The sequence below is a fragment of the Lysinibacillus sp. 38-6 genome, assembly GCF_046245175.1.
Lineage (GTDB): Bacteria > Bacillota > Bacilli > Bacillales_A > Planococcaceae > Lysinibacillus.
In genome coordinates this window covers 365,984-385,059 of the sequence record NZ_CP176417.1, presented here as the reverse complement: position 1 = coordinate 385,059, position 19,076 = coordinate 365,984, and the positions used below count along the sequence as shown (strand labels likewise).

At 36.5% G+C, this 19,076-nt stretch carries 21 protein-coding genes and 1 pseudogene; 13 read left to right on the top strand and 9 right to left on the bottom strand.

All coding sequences use genetic code 11. The features are described from left to right. Nucleotides 1-218: 218 nt before the first annotated feature. From ACKVEV_RS02050 to ACKVEV_RS02030, 5 genes and pseudogenes are all read left to right on the top strand, one after another. Nucleotides 219-374, top strand: coding sequence for a hypothetical protein (locus ACKVEV_RS02050; RefSeq protein WP_409368735.1), 156 nt, complete (start codon nucleotides 219-221; stop codon nucleotides 372-374). Further along, nucleotides 316-582, top strand: a pseudogene (locus tag ACKVEV_RS02045) (transposase); the annotation flags it as partial. The gene ACKVEV_RS02050 and the pseudogene ACKVEV_RS02045, both read left to right, overlap by 59 nt. A gap of 321 nt (nucleotides 583-903) precedes the next feature. Continuing rightward, a complete protein-coding gene (locus ACKVEV_RS02040) occupies nucleotides 904-1,440 on the top strand; it encodes a helix-turn-helix domain-containing protein (protein WP_409368734.1) in 537 nt (178 codons plus the stop codon). A gap of 44 nt (nucleotides 1,441-1,484) precedes the next feature. Continuing rightward, nucleotides 1,485-2,345, top strand: coding sequence for a YitT family protein (locus ACKVEV_RS02035; protein WP_409368733.1), 861 nt, complete (start codon nucleotides 1,485-1,487; stop codon nucleotides 2,343-2,345). A 122-nt stretch (nucleotides 2,346-2,467) separates the two neighbouring features. Continuing rightward, nucleotides 2,468-2,776 (top strand): hypothetical protein, encoded by a 309-nt coding sequence (locus ACKVEV_RS02030; protein ID WP_409368732.1) that lies wholly within the window; start codon nucleotides 2,468-2,470, stop codon nucleotides 2,774-2,776. Here the strand turns inward: ACKVEV_RS02030 and ACKVEV_RS02025 are convergent. Continuing rightward, nucleotides 2,765-3,268 (bottom strand): NUDIX hydrolase, encoded by a 504-nt coding sequence (locus ACKVEV_RS02025; RefSeq protein WP_409368731.1) that lies wholly within the window; start codon nucleotides 3,266-3,268, stop codon nucleotides 2,765-2,767. The genes ACKVEV_RS02030 and ACKVEV_RS02025 overlap by 12 nt on opposite strands. A 226-nt stretch (nucleotides 3,269-3,494) precedes the next feature. Between ACKVEV_RS02025 and ACKVEV_RS02020 the strand changes: the two genes are divergently transcribed. From ACKVEV_RS02020 to ACKVEV_RS02010, 3 genes are all read left to right on the top strand, one after another. Continuing rightward, nucleotides 3,495-4,388 (top strand): hypothetical protein, encoded by an 894-nt coding sequence (locus ACKVEV_RS02020; RefSeq protein ID WP_409368730.1) that lies wholly within the window; start codon nucleotides 3,495-3,497, stop codon nucleotides 4,386-4,388. 184 nt (nucleotides 4,389-4,572) lie between these two features. Further along, nucleotides 4,573-5,445 (top strand): ABC transporter ATP-binding protein, encoded by an 873-nt coding sequence (locus tag ACKVEV_RS02015; protein WP_409368729.1) that lies wholly within the window; start codon nucleotides 4,573-4,575, stop codon nucleotides 5,443-5,445. A gap of 15 nt (nucleotides 5,446-5,460) precedes the next feature. Beyond that, nucleotides 5,461-6,162, top strand: a complete 702-nt coding sequence (locus ACKVEV_RS02010) for an ABC transporter permease (RefSeq protein WP_409368728.1) — start codon at nucleotides 5,461-5,463, stop codon at nucleotides 6,160-6,162. Nucleotides 6,163-6,217: 55 nt separating this feature from the next. Here the strand turns inward: ACKVEV_RS02010 and ACKVEV_RS02005 are convergent, their stop codons facing one another. The 3 genes from ACKVEV_RS02005 to ACKVEV_RS01995 all read right to left on the bottom strand — a co-directional run bounded on the left by ACKVEV_RS02005 (nucleotide 6,218) and on the right by ACKVEV_RS01995 (nucleotide 9,327). Next, nucleotides 6,218-7,282 carry an Rpn family recombination-promoting nuclease/putative transposase gene (locus ACKVEV_RS02005; RefSeq protein WP_409368726.1) on the bottom strand — a complete coding sequence of 355 codons (1,065 nt, stop codon included), beginning with the start codon at nucleotides 7,280-7,282 and terminating at the stop codon, nucleotides 6,218-6,220. A 116-nt stretch (nucleotides 7,283-7,398) separates the two neighbouring features. Beyond that, entirely contained in the window at nucleotides 7,399-8,073 is a 675-nt protein-coding gene (locus ACKVEV_RS02000) for an HAD family hydrolase (RefSeq protein ID WP_409368725.1), read from the bottom strand. Between the two features lie 51 nt (nucleotides 8,074-8,124). Beyond that, complete coding sequence (locus ACKVEV_RS01995; RefSeq protein WP_409368724.1) at nucleotides 8,125-9,327, bottom strand: YbfB/YjiJ family MFS transporter; 1,203 nt, start codon at nucleotides 9,325-9,327, stop codon at nucleotides 8,125-8,127. 624 nt (nucleotides 9,328-9,951) lie between these two features. Between ACKVEV_RS01995 and guaD the strand changes: the two genes are divergently transcribed. From guaD to ACKVEV_RS01980, 3 genes are all read left to right on the top strand, one after another. Further along, nucleotides 9,952-11,322, top strand: coding sequence for a guanine deaminase (guaD, locus tag ACKVEV_RS01990; protein WP_409368723.1), 1,371 nt, complete (start codon nucleotides 9,952-9,954; stop codon nucleotides 11,320-11,322). A 99-nt stretch (nucleotides 11,323-11,421) separates the two neighbouring features. Then, nucleotides 11,422-12,774 (top strand): uracil-xanthine permease family protein, encoded by a 1,353-nt coding sequence (locus tag ACKVEV_RS01985; RefSeq protein WP_409368722.1) that lies wholly within the window; start codon nucleotides 11,422-11,424, stop codon nucleotides 12,772-12,774. A gap of 248 nt (nucleotides 12,775-13,022) precedes the next feature. Next, nucleotides 13,023-13,205 (top strand): hypothetical protein, encoded by a 183-nt coding sequence (locus ACKVEV_RS01980; RefSeq protein WP_409368721.1) that lies wholly within the window; start codon nucleotides 13,023-13,025, stop codon nucleotides 13,203-13,205. A gap of 67 nt (nucleotides 13,206-13,272) precedes the next feature. Here the strand turns inward: ACKVEV_RS01980 and ACKVEV_RS01975 are convergent, their stop codons facing one another. Continuing rightward, the gene (locus ACKVEV_RS01975; protein WP_409368720.1) at nucleotides 13,273-13,617 is read right to left on the bottom strand and encodes a winged helix-turn-helix transcriptional regulator; all 345 of its coding nucleotides are present in this window, start codon (nucleotides 13,615-13,617) and stop codon (nucleotides 13,273-13,275) included. A gap of 129 nt (nucleotides 13,618-13,746) precedes the next feature. Between ACKVEV_RS01975 and ACKVEV_RS01970 the strand changes: the two genes are divergently transcribed. Then, nucleotides 13,747-14,379, top strand: a complete 633-nt coding sequence (locus tag ACKVEV_RS01970; RefSeq protein ID WP_409368719.1) for a nitroreductase family protein — start codon at nucleotides 13,747-13,749, stop codon at nucleotides 14,377-14,379. A gap of 152 nt (nucleotides 14,380-14,531) precedes the next feature. Here ACKVEV_RS01970 and ACKVEV_RS01965 read toward each other — a convergent pair whose 3' ends face one another. The 4 genes from ACKVEV_RS01965 to ACKVEV_RS01950 are packed head-to-tail and all read right to left on the bottom strand — an operon-like array spanning nucleotide 14,532 to nucleotide 18,050. Next, entirely contained in the window at nucleotides 14,532-15,095 is a 564-nt protein-coding gene (locus tag ACKVEV_RS01965) for a 5' nucleotidase, NT5C type (protein WP_409368718.1), read from the bottom strand. Nucleotides 15,096-15,111: 16 nt separating this feature from the next. Further along, the gene (locus ACKVEV_RS01960) at nucleotides 15,112-16,197 is read right to left on the bottom strand and encodes an FAD-dependent monooxygenase (RefSeq protein WP_409368717.1); all 1,086 of its coding nucleotides are present in this window, start codon (nucleotides 16,195-16,197) and stop codon (nucleotides 15,112-15,114) included. Then, a complete protein-coding gene (ribD, locus tag ACKVEV_RS01955) occupies nucleotides 16,194-17,303 on the bottom strand; it encodes a bifunctional diaminohydroxyphosphoribosylaminopyrimidine deaminase/5-amino-6-(5-phosphoribosylamino)uracil reductase RibD (protein ID WP_409368716.1) in 1,110 nt (369 codons plus the stop codon). Before ribD ends, ACKVEV_RS01960 begins: the two co-directional genes overlap by 4 nt. A 15-nt stretch (nucleotides 17,304-17,318) precedes the next feature. Beyond that, nucleotides 17,319-18,050 carry a GTP cyclohydrolase II gene (locus ACKVEV_RS01950; RefSeq protein WP_409370480.1) on the bottom strand — a complete coding sequence of 244 codons (732 nt, stop codon included), beginning with the start codon at nucleotides 18,048-18,050 and terminating at the stop codon, nucleotides 17,319-17,321. Nucleotides 18,051-18,324: 274 nt separating this feature from the next. Between ACKVEV_RS01950 and ACKVEV_RS01945 the strand changes: the two genes are divergently transcribed. Beyond that, a complete protein-coding gene (locus tag ACKVEV_RS01945) occupies nucleotides 18,325-18,960 on the top strand; it encodes a TrkA C-terminal domain-containing protein (RefSeq protein ID WP_409368715.1) in 636 nt (211 codons plus the stop codon). Nucleotides 18,961-19,076: the final 116 nt, after the last annotated feature.

Genomic DNA, 19,076 nt, shown 5'->3' with positions numbered 1-19,076 from the left:
TAAAATAAAAATAGATGTCTACTGCCGTTGATTTCCGCTACGTTCGGGCGCTTTCCGCGGGCACACACGTAAGCCGCAACCCTCGCTAACGCGCGGAATGCCCTCGTCTTACGTTCTGTGCTTTCCCGCAGGAGTCGCCCGCCCTTCGCTCCAATCAACTTGATATGAATTGCTATCAATCAACTATAAATAAATTAATCTATTTGAGGTGATGGAAAATGATGACGAAGAATCAAATCAATGAACGTGAACAATTAGAAATGCTGACAATTGACCAATTGGTGCCACAAGACCATTTAGTTCGAAAACTAGAGGCAGCGATTGATTTTTCGTTTATCTATCCATATGTGGGAAACCTATATGGAAGAAGCTGAACATTTGCGCCATTCCTATGATATTAAACAAATTTATGCAAAGCGCAAAGAAACGATAGAACGTGTCTTTGCGGATGCAAAAGAAAAGCATGGTATGCGATGGACAACCTTAAGAGGTCTTAAAAAATTGTCCATGCAGGCGATGCTTACTTTTGCTGCCATGAATTTAAAAAAGCTTGCTACTTGGACATGGCAAACGGCTGTATAGAGAGGAAATGCTCGAAGAGTATGGTCAAAATGAAAGTAAGAACCCATTTTTTACAAAGGAAATAACAAAAAGGGATTAAGAATTCTATTCTTAATCCCTTTTGTCGACAAGCTGAAACGATGAACAATTTATTTGTTCATCGTTTTAGCATTTAATAGGATGGTAATCGACTTTATTCTATAAAGGCGATTTCACATATTGACTAAAAATTCCATATGCTTTTTACTGTACATCTGTTAACAAATATAATATATTTTTTGATAATGTTCTCACTTTGATAACATTGATACTATATCCATTCATCAGATAGGAGGCTCGTTGATGCGCAATAAAGTGGAGGTTTTAATGCATCCCGTCAGAATGAAAATTTTACAAGCTCTGATGCATAATACAGAAGATGGTTTGAGTACGTTAGAGATGATTTCTGTTATAAAAGATGTACCGCAAGCTACTTTATATCGTCATATCCAAATATTAGTGGATGAAAATGTCATTAAAATTGTGAAAGAGCGAAAAGTTCGTTCTGTTACTGAAAAATTTTATGCATTGAATGAAGGTGCAGCAAAAATAAATCCTGAGGAGTGGTCCAAACTAACGAAAAAGCAAAAATTAAACTATATTTCCTATTATCAATTAGCATTACTGTCTCAATATCAAAATTACTTAAACTTATTTGAAGAAGATGTTGTCGATGATTCAGCAACCTTTTCATTACTTGACTTATCCTTAACAAAGGAACAGTTTAATAACTTTCAAAATGATTTAAATGATTTATTAACGAGATACTATCATATGTCCGATTCAAGCAATACGACTGAAACAAAAACAATCGCAGTAAATATTATTCCAAAATCTTAAGATACACTAAATGGATTTAAATTGTGAGGAAATGGAGAAGATTTATGAAAAAAAGCAAGTCAATTGAAAATATACGAAAATTTATTATGATTATAATCGGCGCCATCATTGCAGCCTATGGGCTTGAGGCTGTATTAATCCCAAACAATGTTATTGATGGTGGCGTAACAGGTCTTAGTATTATGGGTGCCCATTTATTTGAATTACCATTAGGGGTACTGCTCTTTGTACTTAATATTCCATTTATTTATATCGGCTATAAACAAGTCGGAAAAACATTTGCATTAATGAGTAGCGCCGGAATTGCAGCATTATCGATTTCCACAGTGCTTTTACATAATGTAAAAACCATTTTAGGTCCAGAAGATCCTTTATTAATTGTCTTATCGGGTGGTATGTTACTCGGCATTGGTATAGGAATTGTTTTACGTAATGGTGGCGCATTAGATGGCTCTGAAGTTTTAGCCGTCCTATTATCACGTAAAATTCCATTTTCAGTCGGAGATATTATCTTATTTATTAATGCCTTTATTTTCTTAGGGGCAAGTTTTATATTCGGTTTAGAAAGCGCATTATACTCAGCTTTAACGTACTATATTGCGAAAAATGTCATTGATATTATTCAAGTAGGTTTGGAAAAATCAAAAGATGTCCGTGTTGTCAGTGCAAAATCCGAAGAGATTGGAGATGCCATTCAAGCTCGTCTAGGACGTGGTGTTACTTATACACAAGGTCGTGGTGGCTTCTCAAATGAACCAACTGAAATTTTAAACTGTGTCATTAACCGTATGGAAGAAAATAAGCTTGTGACAATTATTAAAGATATTGACAGCAGTGCTTTCGTCGTTATTTCTGATGTTTCAGAAGTGCGCGGTGGTAATTTCAAAAAACGCGATATTCACTAATACTAAAAGTAAGCAAGCGTCTTTCGATTGCTTACTTTTTTTGGTTGCTGTATAGCCAAGGTTTATTCACGACAATGAGCACTGAAAAAGCTATACTTAGTATAAAACATAAGGAGCATGCAATGGACTTATATATAGCAAGCAACCGCCAATTACCCATTCGTTATTATGTAAATGAAGCTATTTGGATTCGACGTGGCTGTATTTCACCACCACAAGTAACATTGCCTTTTTTTGTAGAAGTAGAAATTAAAAGTAGTGATAATTTACCAATTATTACTCAATATATTCAAGAATACCAAAGGCAATATAAATTTACAGAACTGCAAATTTTAATAAAGGATAAGTTGATCTTTACGAAAATGCAAGACATGCTCACTGAGCAGCCAAAACGTAATCATATGATTTCCATACACCCATTAATAAAGTAGACTGTCGTTGAAAGCTAATGCTTCTTCTAAAATTACTTTTGTTAGTTCATGGTCATTAATTACAAATGGTACTTCAGCTGGCTCAACCCAAATTCGAGACAATGCTTCATGTTCTCTGAGAAATGGTAAGCATTCTTGAACATCCATTCGATAAAAAACCTGATAACCAATTATCGGATATTTACCGTTTGAATCAAACATTAGATTTTCTTGATGACTTACTTCAATTGAACCGATGTATTGTATGGTGCCTCTTACATATGCCTCTTCATATGTTTCTCGTAAAATCGCATCGACTAAGTTCTCGCCAGGTTCTACGTGTCCTCCAGGGTAATTAAAACCTCGCTGTTTTATATGACTTAATAGCACATACCCATCTTTTATACATACCGCATGGACACTTGTCACAATTAATGATTTCGTAAGTTTCATTTGAGGCATCCACGTAAGCTTTACATTCCCACCATCCCAATCAACAAAAATAGTTTGCATGTTTCTCCCCCGCTCCCTTTATGTTCAAAATTTCACCTTCTATTCTCTTTCGATACTCTTTTACAAATCCCTTTTTCATAGATAAACATTGCAGCCTAAAATCTTTCATATCTATGAATTTTCGAAGAATCAATAATTTCTCTACCATAAATAGGCATACATTCGACTTTAAAAGAATAGAAACCTAATAAGGATATTTTGAAAAATAAAGTGGGGTGTAAAAGGAATGCTTAAAATAAGTGATGCAAAAACGTTGGTACTAGGAATTGTGCAACATGATCCATTGTTTGTCGTTCTACAACATACACCATTAGTCGAAACACTTTATGGTGACAATTATTTAACACACATCCATGAAAAAAAATATTATAGTATTTCAGAGGTTGCAGATTGGTTCGACATAACGGATGCTATGCTTCGTTATTACATCAAACCTTTTGAACAATATATATTTGATAGTGCCTCCAATCAAATGCCTACGATACGATTGGACCTCCCTGCCATTTTACGACTTCGGATGATACTGCTTTTGAAGGATGAATATCGTGTAAAGGGCCTAAAACTTCTTCTAGGTATTGATGACAACGGTCAACAGATTAAGCATCAAATTACTGCCACTACTCTTGATTCAACAGATAATTTAACTAATAAAGTCGATGTACTCGGCAGTGTTCTACAGCAAATGATTCAAACGGGTTTATTTCATATGGAACCAAATGAAACACAAGGCACATTCCACATTACAATCAACCAGGATTTCTTAGCTCAACAGATGCTTTCTTCTGAATCAAACCGGCAAATTGAGCACATTCAAAATGAAACAGCTGAACTCAAACATATAAACGAACATCTCCAAAAGCAAATGCAAGAATTACAAGAAGGTAGTGTAAAAGATATCGTCAAAAAAATTCGAGAGCGCCATATTGAAAATGAAATCGTTTCAACATTGCGCACAGAAGCACTTCAGCAATTTGCATTAGAGAATAAGTCGGGGATTTTCGCCAAAATTTTTAGAGCCTCACAAATTGAAATGGAAAAAGAGCAGTTTGTATTTGGTTATATATCACAGCATTTAGAAGAGCGCTTAGAAGCAGCACTCAATGCGTATTACGGTGCCTGACACTCAAACAATTCTGAATTGTTTGAGTGCCAGGCACCTACAAAACTTGCTCTGCCCTCGAATATTGGCAGAGTTTTTTGTTTAGCTGTTAAATAAAAAATGTAAATTTAACCATTTAAAAGGAGCGATTTACGACTGATTCCTTTATAATAGAGTCCATAATATGACAAAAAGGTGTGTCCCTATGAATATGATAATGGAAGTTCAAAACATATCTAAACAATATAAAGCTAAGAAAGTTTTAGACAATATTTCATTCTCCATTTATTCTGAGGAAATTGTCGCAATTGTAGGAAAGAATGGCTCAGGCAAGAGCACGCTACTAAAAATTATAGGAGGCATAGTGGATTGTGATTTTGGACAAGTGAACAAATATGTTCCATCCTTAAAAATTGGATATGTACCTGAAGTTGCGCCTTCTCATGTATTCTTTACGACCAAAGAATATCTTTTTCATATGGGTAAAATTAGCGGCATACCGAAAAAGACCTTACATCAAAAAATAAATGACTTGCTCATCCTGTTTAATATGCAAGAAGCCCGTTCGACTAGAATGATTCATTTTTCAAAAGGGATGAAGCAAAAAGTCATGATTATGCAGGCCATGCTTGCAGATACACAACTTCTTATTTTGGACGAACCTTTATCGGGCCTTGATCCACGTGCCCAACAGGATTTAGAAAATACCCTTTTGTCTTTAAAAGAAAAGGGCTACAGTATTATTTTAACTTGTCACGAAACGAAATTATTAGAAAATCTCGTAGATCGGGTTTTATTCATACAAGCTGGTCATGTGATACATATGGCGTCAGAACCAATTATCCAAAGCAATCAATTAGTTTTTGAACTACCTAATCAAATTTTACTCGAGGAATTCTTTCCATCTATTCAGATTAAGCAAGTGCGCCCATTAAATAATGGCGGTCAAGAGGTAACAATAACTGTTAGCAGTGAGGACACTGACAACATCTTACTGACATTACTACAGCACCAAGCTTCCATAAAACAGCTCATGCCTGTAAATCCAAAGAAGGAACAATTCCATACCCATTTTTAGGAGGTACCTCAAAAAATGATTAGTTTATTGCACTATCAATTGATTAACTACTTAAGATCATATAAATATATTCCGCCTTTCTTCCTTTTCATTTTATGTATGGTAGTCAATTATGCGTTTGTGCCAAACCCAATTTTGGATAGTTACTCATTTACATCGACGCTACTGTTCTTGTTAATGGGCTGGTTTACAATAACTATATTTCATGCAGAGGATGAAGGACAGAAAGTAATTACTATTCTACATTCTAAAGGGAAAAAGGCTTATTTTGGAGCGCTTTATTTGATTTGTATAATACTTGGATTTTGTCTCAGTTGGGTGTCAGTTATTTACCCTAACTTAATAGGTGCATTTGGTGAGCAACCAAAAAGTTTACATATAACATTGGGCTTTCTAGCTCACTTTACCCTATCGATACTTGCTATTGCCCTCTCTTCCCTGTTCTCAAGGGAATTGGTCAAAAACAAACAAAATTCTTGGTGGGGTGTTCTTAGTATACTAATCATTTCGATAGCTATTATCTCTTTGAAAGATACAATAAAGGGGCTTATCTGGCTATTCCCTCCAGTTCATCTTTCTTTAGAAATAATGTCTTCCGATGATAGCATTCAAACAATTCCATTTGTTTTTTATTGGCATTTTATTTGGATATTTATTTACAGCATGCTAGTAATATCTTTATTCTTCTTTCTATTAAACCGCAAAAGGAAAATATAAGTAAAGTGCCAGGCACACAAACAATTCTGAAAATTTCAAGTACCTGGCACCTTCATTATTCATCAAGTAATTCTTTTAATTCATGTATTTCAGAAACTGTTAGCTCTGTTAATTCTACAATTGTTTCAATATCGGTGTTTCTTTTTAATAATTTTAATGCAATTTCTGTCTGCATCTTTTTTTCCCCTTGTTCTATTCCTTGTTCTATTCCTTGTTCTATTCCTTGTTCTATCCCTTGTTCTATTCCTTGTTCTATCCCTTGTTCTATTCCTTGTTCTATTCCTTGTTCTATTCCTTGTGCTATTCCTTTGCTTAGTCCTTCTTTTTCAGCGATATATTTAGTATCTTCTAGCTTCGCTGCCTCATCTAGTATATATTTCAACCTGGATTGATAGGCATAGTAATCCTCAGGTGATTGACTTAAATCTTGCCAAACATTAAAAGCATTAAATAACTCTTCATCCTTCATGGCGAGCGCCTCCAATTCCAAATAGATTTCTTCATAGACTTTTTCCTTACGTCCATCAACCATTCCCAGTAGCATTAACCATCTAGCAAGTACATCTTCCCAAGAATCTAATTGCTTTGCATACCATTGCTTTATAAATTTATTCATATCGATAAAATGAATTTCGAGCACATCATCCATTTTAAAGTTCTCTTGATTGTCGAAAAGTTGGAAAATAGAATGATAATTATTTGATTGTTCAAATAAACTAAAATTACAAATATTTATAGTAATTGTCGGTCGTAGTTTATGGTACCCCATCCCCTTACGTAGCTGAGAGGTATAAATCCTTGACCAATAATATAATGTTCGCTTCATCATATCGAATTTATTTGTTAGTTGAATTTCTACATTAATAAATAGATCCTCTTGTGTTTTAACTAAAATATCCAATCGCGATTGTTTATCGTCTACATGCTCACTACCAAATTCTTGACTCATAAAAGAAATCTCATGAATAGCTTTACTTCCTGTACGATTTAATAAGGCATTCAAGAAGACTTTCGTAATGTTTTTATTCTGCTCAGTGCCAAATAATTGTTTAAAAGCATAATCTACTTTTAAATCTACAAATTTTTCAAGTGGGATTTTACGTAAAGTCTTTACACTCATTCGCATCACTCCAATTGATTGATTTATCTCAATTATAACATTTTGTCGAATTAGGAAAAAATAAAAAGGGTGCCAGGCACTCGAACAATTCTGAATAGTTCGAGTGCCTGGCACCGTTACTTTTGGCAAATTACCAATTGTTGCATCAGCATTGGAATTTCACTTAATTCGTCGATAATATAATCTGCTTTATACGATGGACTTGCATCGTTTCGTTTCCAAACGGCTAACATCCCTACATTTTGTGCCGCTTCTATATCATTGATGGCATGATCGCCTACAAACATACTATGTGCTGCACTTACTTGTAGTTTAGCTAATGCACGGTTAAAAATGTCCGAGTTTGGCTTCTTCACGCCCTCCCATTCAGAAATCAAAATCACATCAAAATAATGCTCAATGCCTAGCGCTTGAATATTATCTAACTGGAACTGTCCATATCCATTTGTAATCATAGCGAGTTTAATATTCCGTTGCGTTAATTCTTCGAGCATAGCATGCAGATGCTGGAAAGGAATACAACAATGCTTGAAATTTAACATATAATCATCAAGCAACTCTTTTACTGTACAGGCTGTTAATTGAAATTCTTTAATCAATTGTTCATAAACAACATCTTTCCACACGTAACCATTTTTATCCAAATCAACAAATCGACTTACGTAGTGCTCTTTTGAAATACTAGAGAGTTTAGGAGCCAATCGATCATATTGATGTGACACAAATGCAATCAAAGATTTCTCTCTGTCTAACAATGTACCATCTAAGTCAAATAACACTGCTTCAATCACGGTCTTTCCCTCCCTTTTAAGTGTCAGGCACGCAAACAATTCTGAATATTTCTAGTGCCTGGCACCCGTTGACTGCACATTTAACCTTGCTACTTTTTCCTGCTGTTTCATTACAATCCATTTACCAGATAACATGACGAGCAAACCTAGCAACACAATACCGCCTGCAAAGATAAGTGCTGCTTTATAACTGCTGTAAATAACTACAAGTTGTCCAGCAATCATTGGTCCGATAATTTGTCCAAAAGCATAAAAAGTTGTCAACAATGACACCACTGGGCCACTCTGTGTTGGAAAGAGCTGTCTTGCATAGGCTGTTGTTAATGTCACAATGCCAACGAACGTTAAACCAAATAAAAATGAAGATAATAACACACTCCATACTGTTTGTGAAAATACCGGTAACAAAATTCCTAGCACTTGTAATATGTAAGCCACAACCAAAATCTTGATTGCAGAAAACTTTTCTAATATTACTGTCCACACTGGAGCAGATGGAATTGCCGCTACGCCCACAATAACCCAGCTATAAGAAGAATAAGCCTGAAGCGAAGGAATGTTATGAATAATATCTACTAAAAATGTTCCTGTAATAATATAGCCCAGCCCCTCAAGCCCATATGCCGCAATAAGCCAAGGCATAAAACCACGCGACAATTTTGCATCAGACGTTTTAGCAACTTTCTCGCTATCTTGAACTTGTAAATTTCTCCACAATATAAACGTCATCACGAAAAATAATGCTGATAAAATACCTAAACCAATCCAAGTACCTTGCCAAGCAAAACGTACTTCTATAAATGGTACGAACAAGCCGGATATGGCGATACCAAGCCCTATGCCACTAAATAAATAACCTGACCACTTTGTCAGTAACTGTTTAGCTAAGTAATCCATAATAACACTAGATGTTAAAACAAAAATAAGTCCTCCTGTAATCCCTGCAACTAAGCGTAGGACAAGCCATACACTATAAATCTCAATTATCCCCATCAGGACAACAGAAATAACATTTAACACAACGCTCAACAATAAAAAATTTTTCTTTTGTCGATAAATAAATCCAGCCCATAATGCTCCTATAAAATACCCAATATAATTACTCGATGCTAAAAAGCCAGCGACCTTAAAGGAAAAGCCGACATCCTCCCGCATATACGGTAAAATGGGCGTAAAAGCAAAACGGCTAATCCCCATTGCTACGACAAGTAATAATACTCCACCAAATAAGACCCCCATGTGTTGACGATTCATCGTATCCGCTCCCCCTTTTGTTAATAAAAGGATACTTAATACACATTAAGAAAGCAATTATATTTATAAAATTTTACCAATATTCTAAAAACAAGTGCTTGTAAGCTATAAAAAAAGACTCAAGCATTTACACTTGAGTCTTCTATAATTTTAAGTAGCTTTTACATTCATAATAATTAATACAATGAGCAAAAATACAATCTAACATATTCCTATTATGACGACAGTCTTCCAACTAAGCATACTCATTCACCTTTCTTCTATATAGAATTTAAACGTAAGAAAGTAGTATCCATATCTCCACTATTAAATTTCTCAGAAAATCAGCATCATTAACAACAATCTTTCCAACCCCTCCTTTTACATTTCTAAAGTGCAATTAAAACACCTATTGATCGATAATCATTCTTATTTATATTTTATTTAAAAACTACTATTTTACCAATTGCTATTTTCGTTTTATTTACCCAACTATAAATTTCCATGTCATTAAATTGCTGTAAAAAGTCAGTTAAACACTCGTATTTCATCATGCAATTTATTCGTTTTTTTATAGACTTCACAGTTTTTTTGTCCTATAATATTCCCTACCGATATTAAAATACGAACATTGAGGTGCAAAACGTGGTTGAATATACGCAAATTTTCAAAGGGACTGCTTTTACAAGTAAGTCTTCAAAAGAAGTACAAGTTTTAAAGGATTATCTATTTTGTATTAACTCTGACGGGATGATTGAGAAGGCTGTTGCACCAGAACATCCTGATTATCAACCATTACTCACTACATACCAAGGGAAAGACAACTTCCACCAATTAGCAGATGGACAATATTTCTTCCCAGGTTTTGTCGATTTGCATGTACATGCTCCGCAATGGGCTCAAGCTGGAACTGCTTTAGACATCCCCCTAAATGACTGGCTAAACACATATACATTCCCAATAGAATCGAAGTTTTCTGATTTATCATTTGCCAAAGAAGTCTATGAAGATTTAGTTAGCACACTTCTTGCGAATGGCACAACAACATCACTATACTTCGCTACTGTGCATAAAGAAGCGAGCTTACTATTAGCTGAAATTTGTGCTAAAAAAGGACAACGTGGTCTAGTTGGAAAAGTTGTCATGGATGACCCTGAACAAAACCCTGATTTTTATCGTGATGCCAACACGGCTACAGCATTAGCAGATACAGAAGAATTTATTGTTGCTGTGAAAGAATTAGCTAAAACAACAAAACAAGGTGTCTATCCCGTTGTCACACCTCGTTTTATTCCAAGCTGTACAGATGGGGCTTTGAAAGGTTTAGGAGAATTAGCTGCTAAATACGATACACATATCCAGTCTCACTGTAGCGAAAGCGATTGGGAGCATGGTTACGTTAAAGACCGCTTCAATAAAAACGATGCCTTTGCTTTACATGACTTTGGTCTATTAGGTGATAAATCTGTGATGGCGCACTGCAATTTTTTAAACGATGACGATGCAGCATTATTTGCTGAAACAGGTACAGCCATTGGCCATTGTCCAATTTCAAATGCTTATTTTGCGAATAGTGTTATTCCAATTGCTCGCTTCCATGCAAAAGGTGTGGATATTGGTTTGGGATCAGATATTTCAGGAGGCTTTTCACCAAGTCTTTTTGATAATGCAAGACAAGCCGTTATGTCATCTAGAATGTTAGAAGATGGTGTTGATACAGCGCTTTCTGCTGATAAACGTGGCGTTCCAAATTCACGCATTACGATTAATGAAGCATTTTACTTAGCTACAGCAGGAGGTGGCGAAAGCTTAAGCCTACCAGTTGGGCGATTAGAAGAAAACTATACGTGGGATGTTCAAGTAATTGATACTAAAATAGCAACTGCCAAGCTGCCAATCTATGATAACAATGAAGCATTAATCGATATCTTCCAAAAAATCATGTATTTAGTACGCCCCGAAAACATTCGTGAAGTGTGGGTGCAAGGTACGAAAGTTCACGAAAGAGCGAACTAATCAATGCACTGCCCTCTTCACTGAAGCAGTCAGAGGTCACGAACAAAAAATAAGATTCATCATACTATTAAAAATTAAAATTTTGAGGTGTACATCTTAGTGGAAACGCAAAAAAACAATCTAGCAAACGATAAAAGTAATACTACTCATTTAACCGTTTTACCCGATGAAAAAGTGCCATTTGGCCAATCCGTATTTCTAGGTTTACAACATGTTATGGCAATGGACGTTTATGTAGTGCCCTTCCTTATTGCAATGTTAATCGGCTTACAATCTGGTCAATCAAGCGCATTGATCCAATCGACTTTTATAGCAGCAGGGATTGCAACGATTGTGCAAACGCATTTTTGTATGAAGCTTCCAATCGCACAAGGGCCATCTTATGTACCACTAGGTGCAATCGTCGGTATTTATGCTGCTAGCGGCAGTGGCGAACTTGGTTGGAGCTCTGTATTAGGCGCAAGCTTAATTGGTGCCATCTTTGTAATTATTTTAGGCTATACAGGTATTTTTAATAAAATTGTTAAAACGTTTATTCCTCCAATTGTAGGTGGGACAATTATTTTTGTTGTTGGTTTATCGCTAATGCCTGTTGGCTTAAGTAGTAATATTTTTGAAGGTGCTGGTGCTACGATTAACCAAAACATTTATTTAGCGCTTATTTCAGCTATCGTATTAATTGTTTGCGTCATGCTAGGCTCTGTGTTCCGTCAAAAAGGTCGCGTCTTCCGTATTGCTTCTGTTATTATCGCGCTACTAGCAGGCTGTATCGCAGCGAATATGATGGGGATCTTAGATTTATCAGGTGTAGCTAAAGCAAAGTGGTTTAGCTTACCGCAAATTCCTTTTGCAGATTTTGGTTTCTCTTTTAACTTTTCAGCAGTTTTGACAATGATTATTATTTATATTGTGTTAATGGCTGAAACGACTGGTACATGGTTTGCTGTTAGTAATGTTATCGACAAACCATTAACTGATAAACAAATTAATCGTGGAGTAATCGGTGAAGGAATTGGCTGTTTCATCGCCTCATTATTAGGTTCTACTCCAGTAACAGGCTATTCAACAAATGCAGGTGTGATTTCCATTACAGGTATTGCAAGCCGTCGTGTCTTTATCGCTGCAGGTGCTTGGTTTATTTTATTCGGATTCTCTGGCAAATTAGCTGCATTAATTTCTGCTATTCCATCGGCAGTTATCGGTGGTGTCTTTGTCATCGTTTGTGGCATTATTGCGATTAGTGGATTACAAGTAATGAAAAATGAGCGCATTGGCGAAAAAGAAATGTACGTTATTGCTGTACCAGTGATTTTAACTTTAGCTTTAACACTGCTACCTAAAGATTTCTTATATTCATTACCAACAACGGTTCAATATTTATTCGGCTCTCCAGTAGCAACAGCTGCCATTGTTGCCATTTTATTAAATAAAATATTACCGAACATTAAATAATTTTATAAAGTGTAGGACTGTAGACAAACTCATTATAGGAGTTTGCCTACAGTCTTTTTTATTATAATCGTAATAAAACCATTGATATTGTTTCAGGCTATGTAGGAGCGTCATTTGACGATTTTTTACAGTAAAGAATCCGTGGATAAGGCATATGTTCAGAAATGTTTTTATTTCCATAATTATATATTTATGGTAACTTATTTGTATTGATTTCCTATCATCTTAACCAAAAAGGAGGAAATTAATTGAGTCCCAAAATAAATGATAGAAAACAGCAGCAAAAAAAGATTCAAGTTTTATATAGAAAGATGAAGCAGCAGCAGCAAGAGGACGAAGCTGTTAGCAAAATAACAAAAATCATGATCAATATTTGTGTTGTGTTAGCTATTTTATTTCTTGTGTTGCATGCAATTATTGGGGATTTATAGATTACTGAAATTCCCATAATAAAAGACAAAATACCTCGAGAGTTGGACTTCGAGATATTTTGTCTTTTTATATTGACTCTTTCGTCGTTTTCTCGAATTCACATAAATCAATCCATTTTTGAATAGACGCTATGACTTCCTGAAACGCTAAGCCGTTCGGAGTTAACGCGTATTCTACTTTTTTGATGGACGAATCAATAAATTTTTTCTCGATTAGTCCTGCTTGCACAAGTTCATTTAGACGTTCTGTTAGTAAACGATCAGAAATACCAGGAATAGTAGCATGTATTTCATGATACCTTTTTGGACCAGGCAATAACGTATAGATGATCATACCCATCCAACGCTTCCCTATAAATTCAATTGCCTGATGGTAACTACTACATATATGTGAACAATTTGAGTTAGTCATATAATAACCTCCCTCTATAATGCCGTACTTCTATTGTAACACAAAATATTTTTTATTTGACGTATAAACTTACTAATGGTAAGATTCTAATTATCAACTTACCTTTAGTAAGTTTTCAAGGAGGACATTATGACAACAACTAAAAACAAAGCCGATTTATATACAATTATGCAGGATCGAAAATCCGTTCGTGTATATGATCCCACTTTTAAAATTCCTCAAGCTGAGCTAGAAGAAATCATTCAAGAAGCAACAAGTGCACCGTCATCGAGCAATCTACAAGCATGGAGATTTCTTGTCATTCAAGATCAAGCAGTAAAAACAGAACTGCGTGCGATTGCCAATAATCAAGAACAAGTTGAAACATCATCAGCAGTTATTGCAGTGTTAGGCAATGCCGAAATGTATCAACAAGTTGAACAAATTTATTCGCAAAATGTTGCCGAAGGTCATATGGGTGAAGCACAAAAAGATTTAATGATTGCCAATACACTACGCACTTACCCACCAGCACCATTAGAAGTACGAAAAAATATCGCAACATTTGATGCTGGTCTGATTTCAATGCAACTTATGCTGATTGCAAAAGAAAAAGGCTACGATACCGTAACAATGGGCGGTTTTGATAAAGCGAAATTTGCTGAACGATTTGAATTACCCGAGCATATTTTCCCTGTAGTCCTTATTGCTATCGGTAAAGGGGCAGCCCCTGCTTATGGCTCATCACGCTTACCGTTAAAAGAGATTGTACGTTTTATTTAATGCTTAATCATTCAACTCTCCCGCACAATGCATGTTTTTGTGTGGGTTTTCTTATGTGCTGGAAAAGCAAGTGCCCCCATTCCTCTCCTCAACACTTTAAGAAAACAGCCTAAAAAAAGATTGGTACAACGAAACTCGTTATACCAATCTCTTTAGTCATTGATTATACTTAAAAATTCGTGCCAATGATGCAAACGTGGCAATACTACATGCTGATTATACGATTGATGTTTTAGTATCACTTTCGTGTTAATACCTTGTAGCGTTTCTAGGACTGCCGGTTTATCATCTACATAAACATCTAATGCAAGTTCCTTAATAATGGCTACTTTCTCGGCATCTTGCATACCGCAAAAGAAATGTCCCTCTTCAACAGGAAACCCTTGCGCCTTCATCCATTGTTGTGTTTGTTGACAATATTGTTTAGGACGAGACGTAATATAAAAAATTTCATGTCCTTGCTGATGTAATGCTTGCAATGTTTCAAGGGCCGCTTCGAAAATAGGACAATCCGTAAAGTAGATTTCATCTAAAGAACTATTCCACATGGCAGAGCCTTCAGCGTCCGTAAGGCCAAATGGTTCGTGAATCTCAACTCTATCCAATGCATGAAACGTTTCGATCGTAATATTTTTACCTAGTTTTTTATTATAAAGTGAAAAGGCATGGGCACGTAAATTAATGAGCGTGTCATCTATATCAAAGCCAAATTTCATCTGTTGTTTCTTCCTTTCAAGATGCCCTATCGATGAAGTGAGAGGCAAAATTTTGTTCTTTTTCAATTTGCTGCGTCAATACATCTTCAATCGCTTGCGCGCGCATTTGTTGAAACTCTTGCACATTAAATTGTGTAATAGCATCCGTATTTAGTAAGGATGCGAGACAATCTGCATCTTTTAACGCGCTATTTAAGCCGAATGCGCCAGTAGGAGTCATAGTGTGCACCGCATCTCCTAACAATACAAGTCCTTCTGTGCCCCAACAATCACAATGGCTACTAAAGACATCAAGTAAAACGAAATCTTGCCATGAACGAATATGATTCGTAACAGTGTCCTCCAACTCAGGAAAGGCTTCTATAAGCTGCTTAATAAACGGTGTAAATGCTTGCTTTCTAAGCTCTGGAAATTTTCCCTGTTCAATATTCCAACCGATTTGAATATAGCCCCCGGTTTGAGAGAATAGTGACAATTGCTTATTATCTATTAACGCCATTTTAATAGATGGCTCCCAACCTTGAGGTGCGGGAATTTTAGCCCATAGCAAATCAAAGCCATGCTTGTGCTTGTGAATCTCAATATTTGCTCGTTTACGAATTGTTGAATATCGGCCATCAGCTCCTATTATAAGCTGGCTCTTAATTGCAATAGTCTGTTCGTCTTTTGTCGCGATAACGCCAACATATCGTCCTGTACTATCTGTCATAAGCGTTGTCACTTTTGTATGAAGGAAGCATTTAAAATGAGCAAAGTTTGTTGTTTGTTGGAGAATGCCCTTAAGCAAATGGGCTTGTGGCACGTGAATACCTAAATGGCCTACTGTTGCGTCGGGGATAATCGTTTTGAAAGCCTCACCATGTGCATAATACTCTAGTTTTTCCATTCGTAATAAACCAAGCGCTTCTACCGCTTCAAAAAGATGATGCTTTTTGAGAACGGACTCGCCCTCTTCATTTAAATGCTCCCCGCGGAAAGACTGCCCAAGTGCTGCGCTTTGTTCCAACAGTATAACGGACAGCCCTTTTTTCACTAGTAAATGGGCAAGTAGCGCGCCACTCGGTCCAGCCCCTACGATACAAACATCCGCTTGATAATTCACTTACTTTCACCTTTTTTCGGATAAGCGATAATGCGTAAATCTTGCCCTATCTGATTAAATGAATCAAATTCAACATCCCAAGCTTCATCCATTGAATCCGCATTGTAGCCGGCAATTGGTGTGAATGATAGTCGACCACCTAAAATCTTAGGCGCTACATATATAACATACTTATCGATGGCAGCACTTTGTAAAAAAGAGGCATTAATCGCACTACCACCCTCAACTAAAATATCTGTAATACCTAACAAATACAGCTTTTCTAACATCTCATCAATATGCAAACCTTCACTATTTCTGCGGACAGGTAGGACAGTGACACCTTGCGCCTCAAAAACGTCGATTTGCTCTTGTGTGACTTCCTCGCTACAAACAATAATGGTTTGCGCTTCTTCCACATTTAAAACATTGGCCTGTAACGGCGTACGGAGGGAGCTATCCATAATAATACGTATAGGATTTTTGCCGTTGCGATCGTTTAGTCTCGTCGTTAATGATGGATTATCCGCAATCACTGTGCCAACACCAACTAATATGGCATCCACTTCATGACGAATATGGTGTACATCTTCTCGCGCTGCTGCACCAGTTATCCATTTGGAATGCCCCGTATGTGTAGCAATTTTGCCATCCAACGTCATGGCATATTTGGAAATAACAAATGGTCGCTTTGTTAGCATATTGTGAATAAAGCGTTCGTTTAACCGTCGCGACTGTTCTTCGAGTACACCTACTTCCACCTCAATACCTGCATCACGAAGTAACTGGATACCTTTGCCCGCGACAGCGGGGTTCGGGTCTTGCATCGCTACGACCACTCGACTCACTGCTGATTCTTTGACTAAATTAGCACAAGGTGGCGTTTTACCGTAATGTGAACATGGCTCAAGTGTGACATACAAAGTCGCACCCTTTGCATGCTCGCCTGCCATACGAAAGGCATGCACTTCCGCATGAGGTTCTCCCGCTTTACGATGCAAGCCAGTGCCGACAATCACACCATCTTTTACAATAACAGCTCCTACAAGAGGATTCGGGTTCGTGTTCCCCCTTGCACTGGCTGCTAAATCTAATGCTAATTGCATATATTTTTCATCTGTCGTCATCTTTATGTCCTCCACTTACTTGATGTCACGGATATGACCAGATTTTTCTACTTTTGTATCTAAATAAAAGCGATTTGTCTCGGTTACTCCTCCCCATAGCGGGATATGTCCATCTGCCGTTAAACCGTGCATCTGTAGGGCAGCTAGTTTTTTTGGATTGTTTGTAATAAGTGTTACAGGCTTTGAACGAAGAGCTGTTAACACAGTTATCGCCTCTTCATAAGAGCGCGTGTCATCTTGGAAACCAAGTGCATGGTTCGCTTCTACCGTATCTAACCCTTCTTCCTGTAATAAGTAGGCAAGAGATTTAGAGAATAAGCCGATGCCGCGTCCTTCATGATCTGCTAAATAGAAGATTGCACCGCAACCATGCTCTACAATCATTTTCATCGATTCGTGTAATTGATAGCCACAGTCACAACGTTGGCTACCAAAAATATCGCCTGTATGACAGATGCTGTGCATGCGGATTAACACATCTTCTTCATTGGCAAAATCCCCGTAGACAAGAACGGAAGATTGCTGAGCAAATGCTAAATTTGCCGTTGCTAAGCCATCAATAATTTCTTCTTTCGATAGATTACTATCAACTTTTAACCAGTTGTACCATTGAAATGTCGCAGAAAAGTCACCTTGTTTAATAGGTAATTTTACCGGACCTACTAGACAAATATTTTCTGCTTCTGAATGCTTTACAATGGTCATTTTGTCCTTCACTATATCCACTACTTTAGTAGTAATTGTCATCATTATCGCCAACTTTCTATGCTAAACATATATTGTAAAAATTTCTAATTAAACACTTCTATTTATATAACTTACTTAACGTAACTTAGTTTATAATAATAACCCCAAACTGTCAAACAACAGCTCTTTTTTACTAAAATATCATATCTCCATAAAAAGCTGTTAAATGATGCTTAAAACATATACTAATAGCTTATGGAGATGCTATTTTTTCTGTGCAGGCTAGTCTATAATAAGCGAAGGTAGGTTTGTTATGACGAAAGGAAGTTAAAGCATGAACTTAGAAAAAAATGTTCAAGTAAAGCAGCCCAAATACCAGCAAATTGCGGTAGATCTCGCCTCAAAAATTGTAGAAAAGAAATATCAAATTGGTGATAAAATTTACGCACGATCTTCATTAGCTAGCCAATACAATGTATCGGCTGAAACGGCAAGAAGAGCGATAGCCGTTTTGCAAGATCTCGAAATTGTAGAGGCATCTAAAGGCAGTGGTGTCATCATTAAGTCGTATGAGATGGCGGCACGCTTTGTCCGACAATTCCAAGATGTTCAATCTGTTCATGAGCTACAAAATGAGCTGTTAATAAGCATTCAAAAGCAACAACATGAATTGTTACATTTACAAGACAAAGCGAAACAATTGATAAGTCGCACGGAGCATTTCCGTTCTGTGAATCCTTTTATTCCATATCAAATAGAAATGACTGCAGAAAGTCCATGTATTCACCAAACATTACAAGCATTGAATTTTTGGCAAAATACATCGAGCACAATCGTTGGTATTCGTCGGGGCAATGAATTATTACTGTCACCTGGACCATACGCTTCATTTGAAGAGGGAGATATTATTTATTTTATCGGCAATGACGAAAGTTTAGGCCGCGTTCAAAGTTTTTTATATCCAAATTAAAATCCGCATAAGCGCTGATATAACAGCGTTTATGCGGATTTTTTCTCATTTAGCGATTTGACAAAAGTAACAACCCTTTGTTAGAGTTAAGTTGTTACTTGTTTATTTTTGGTTAT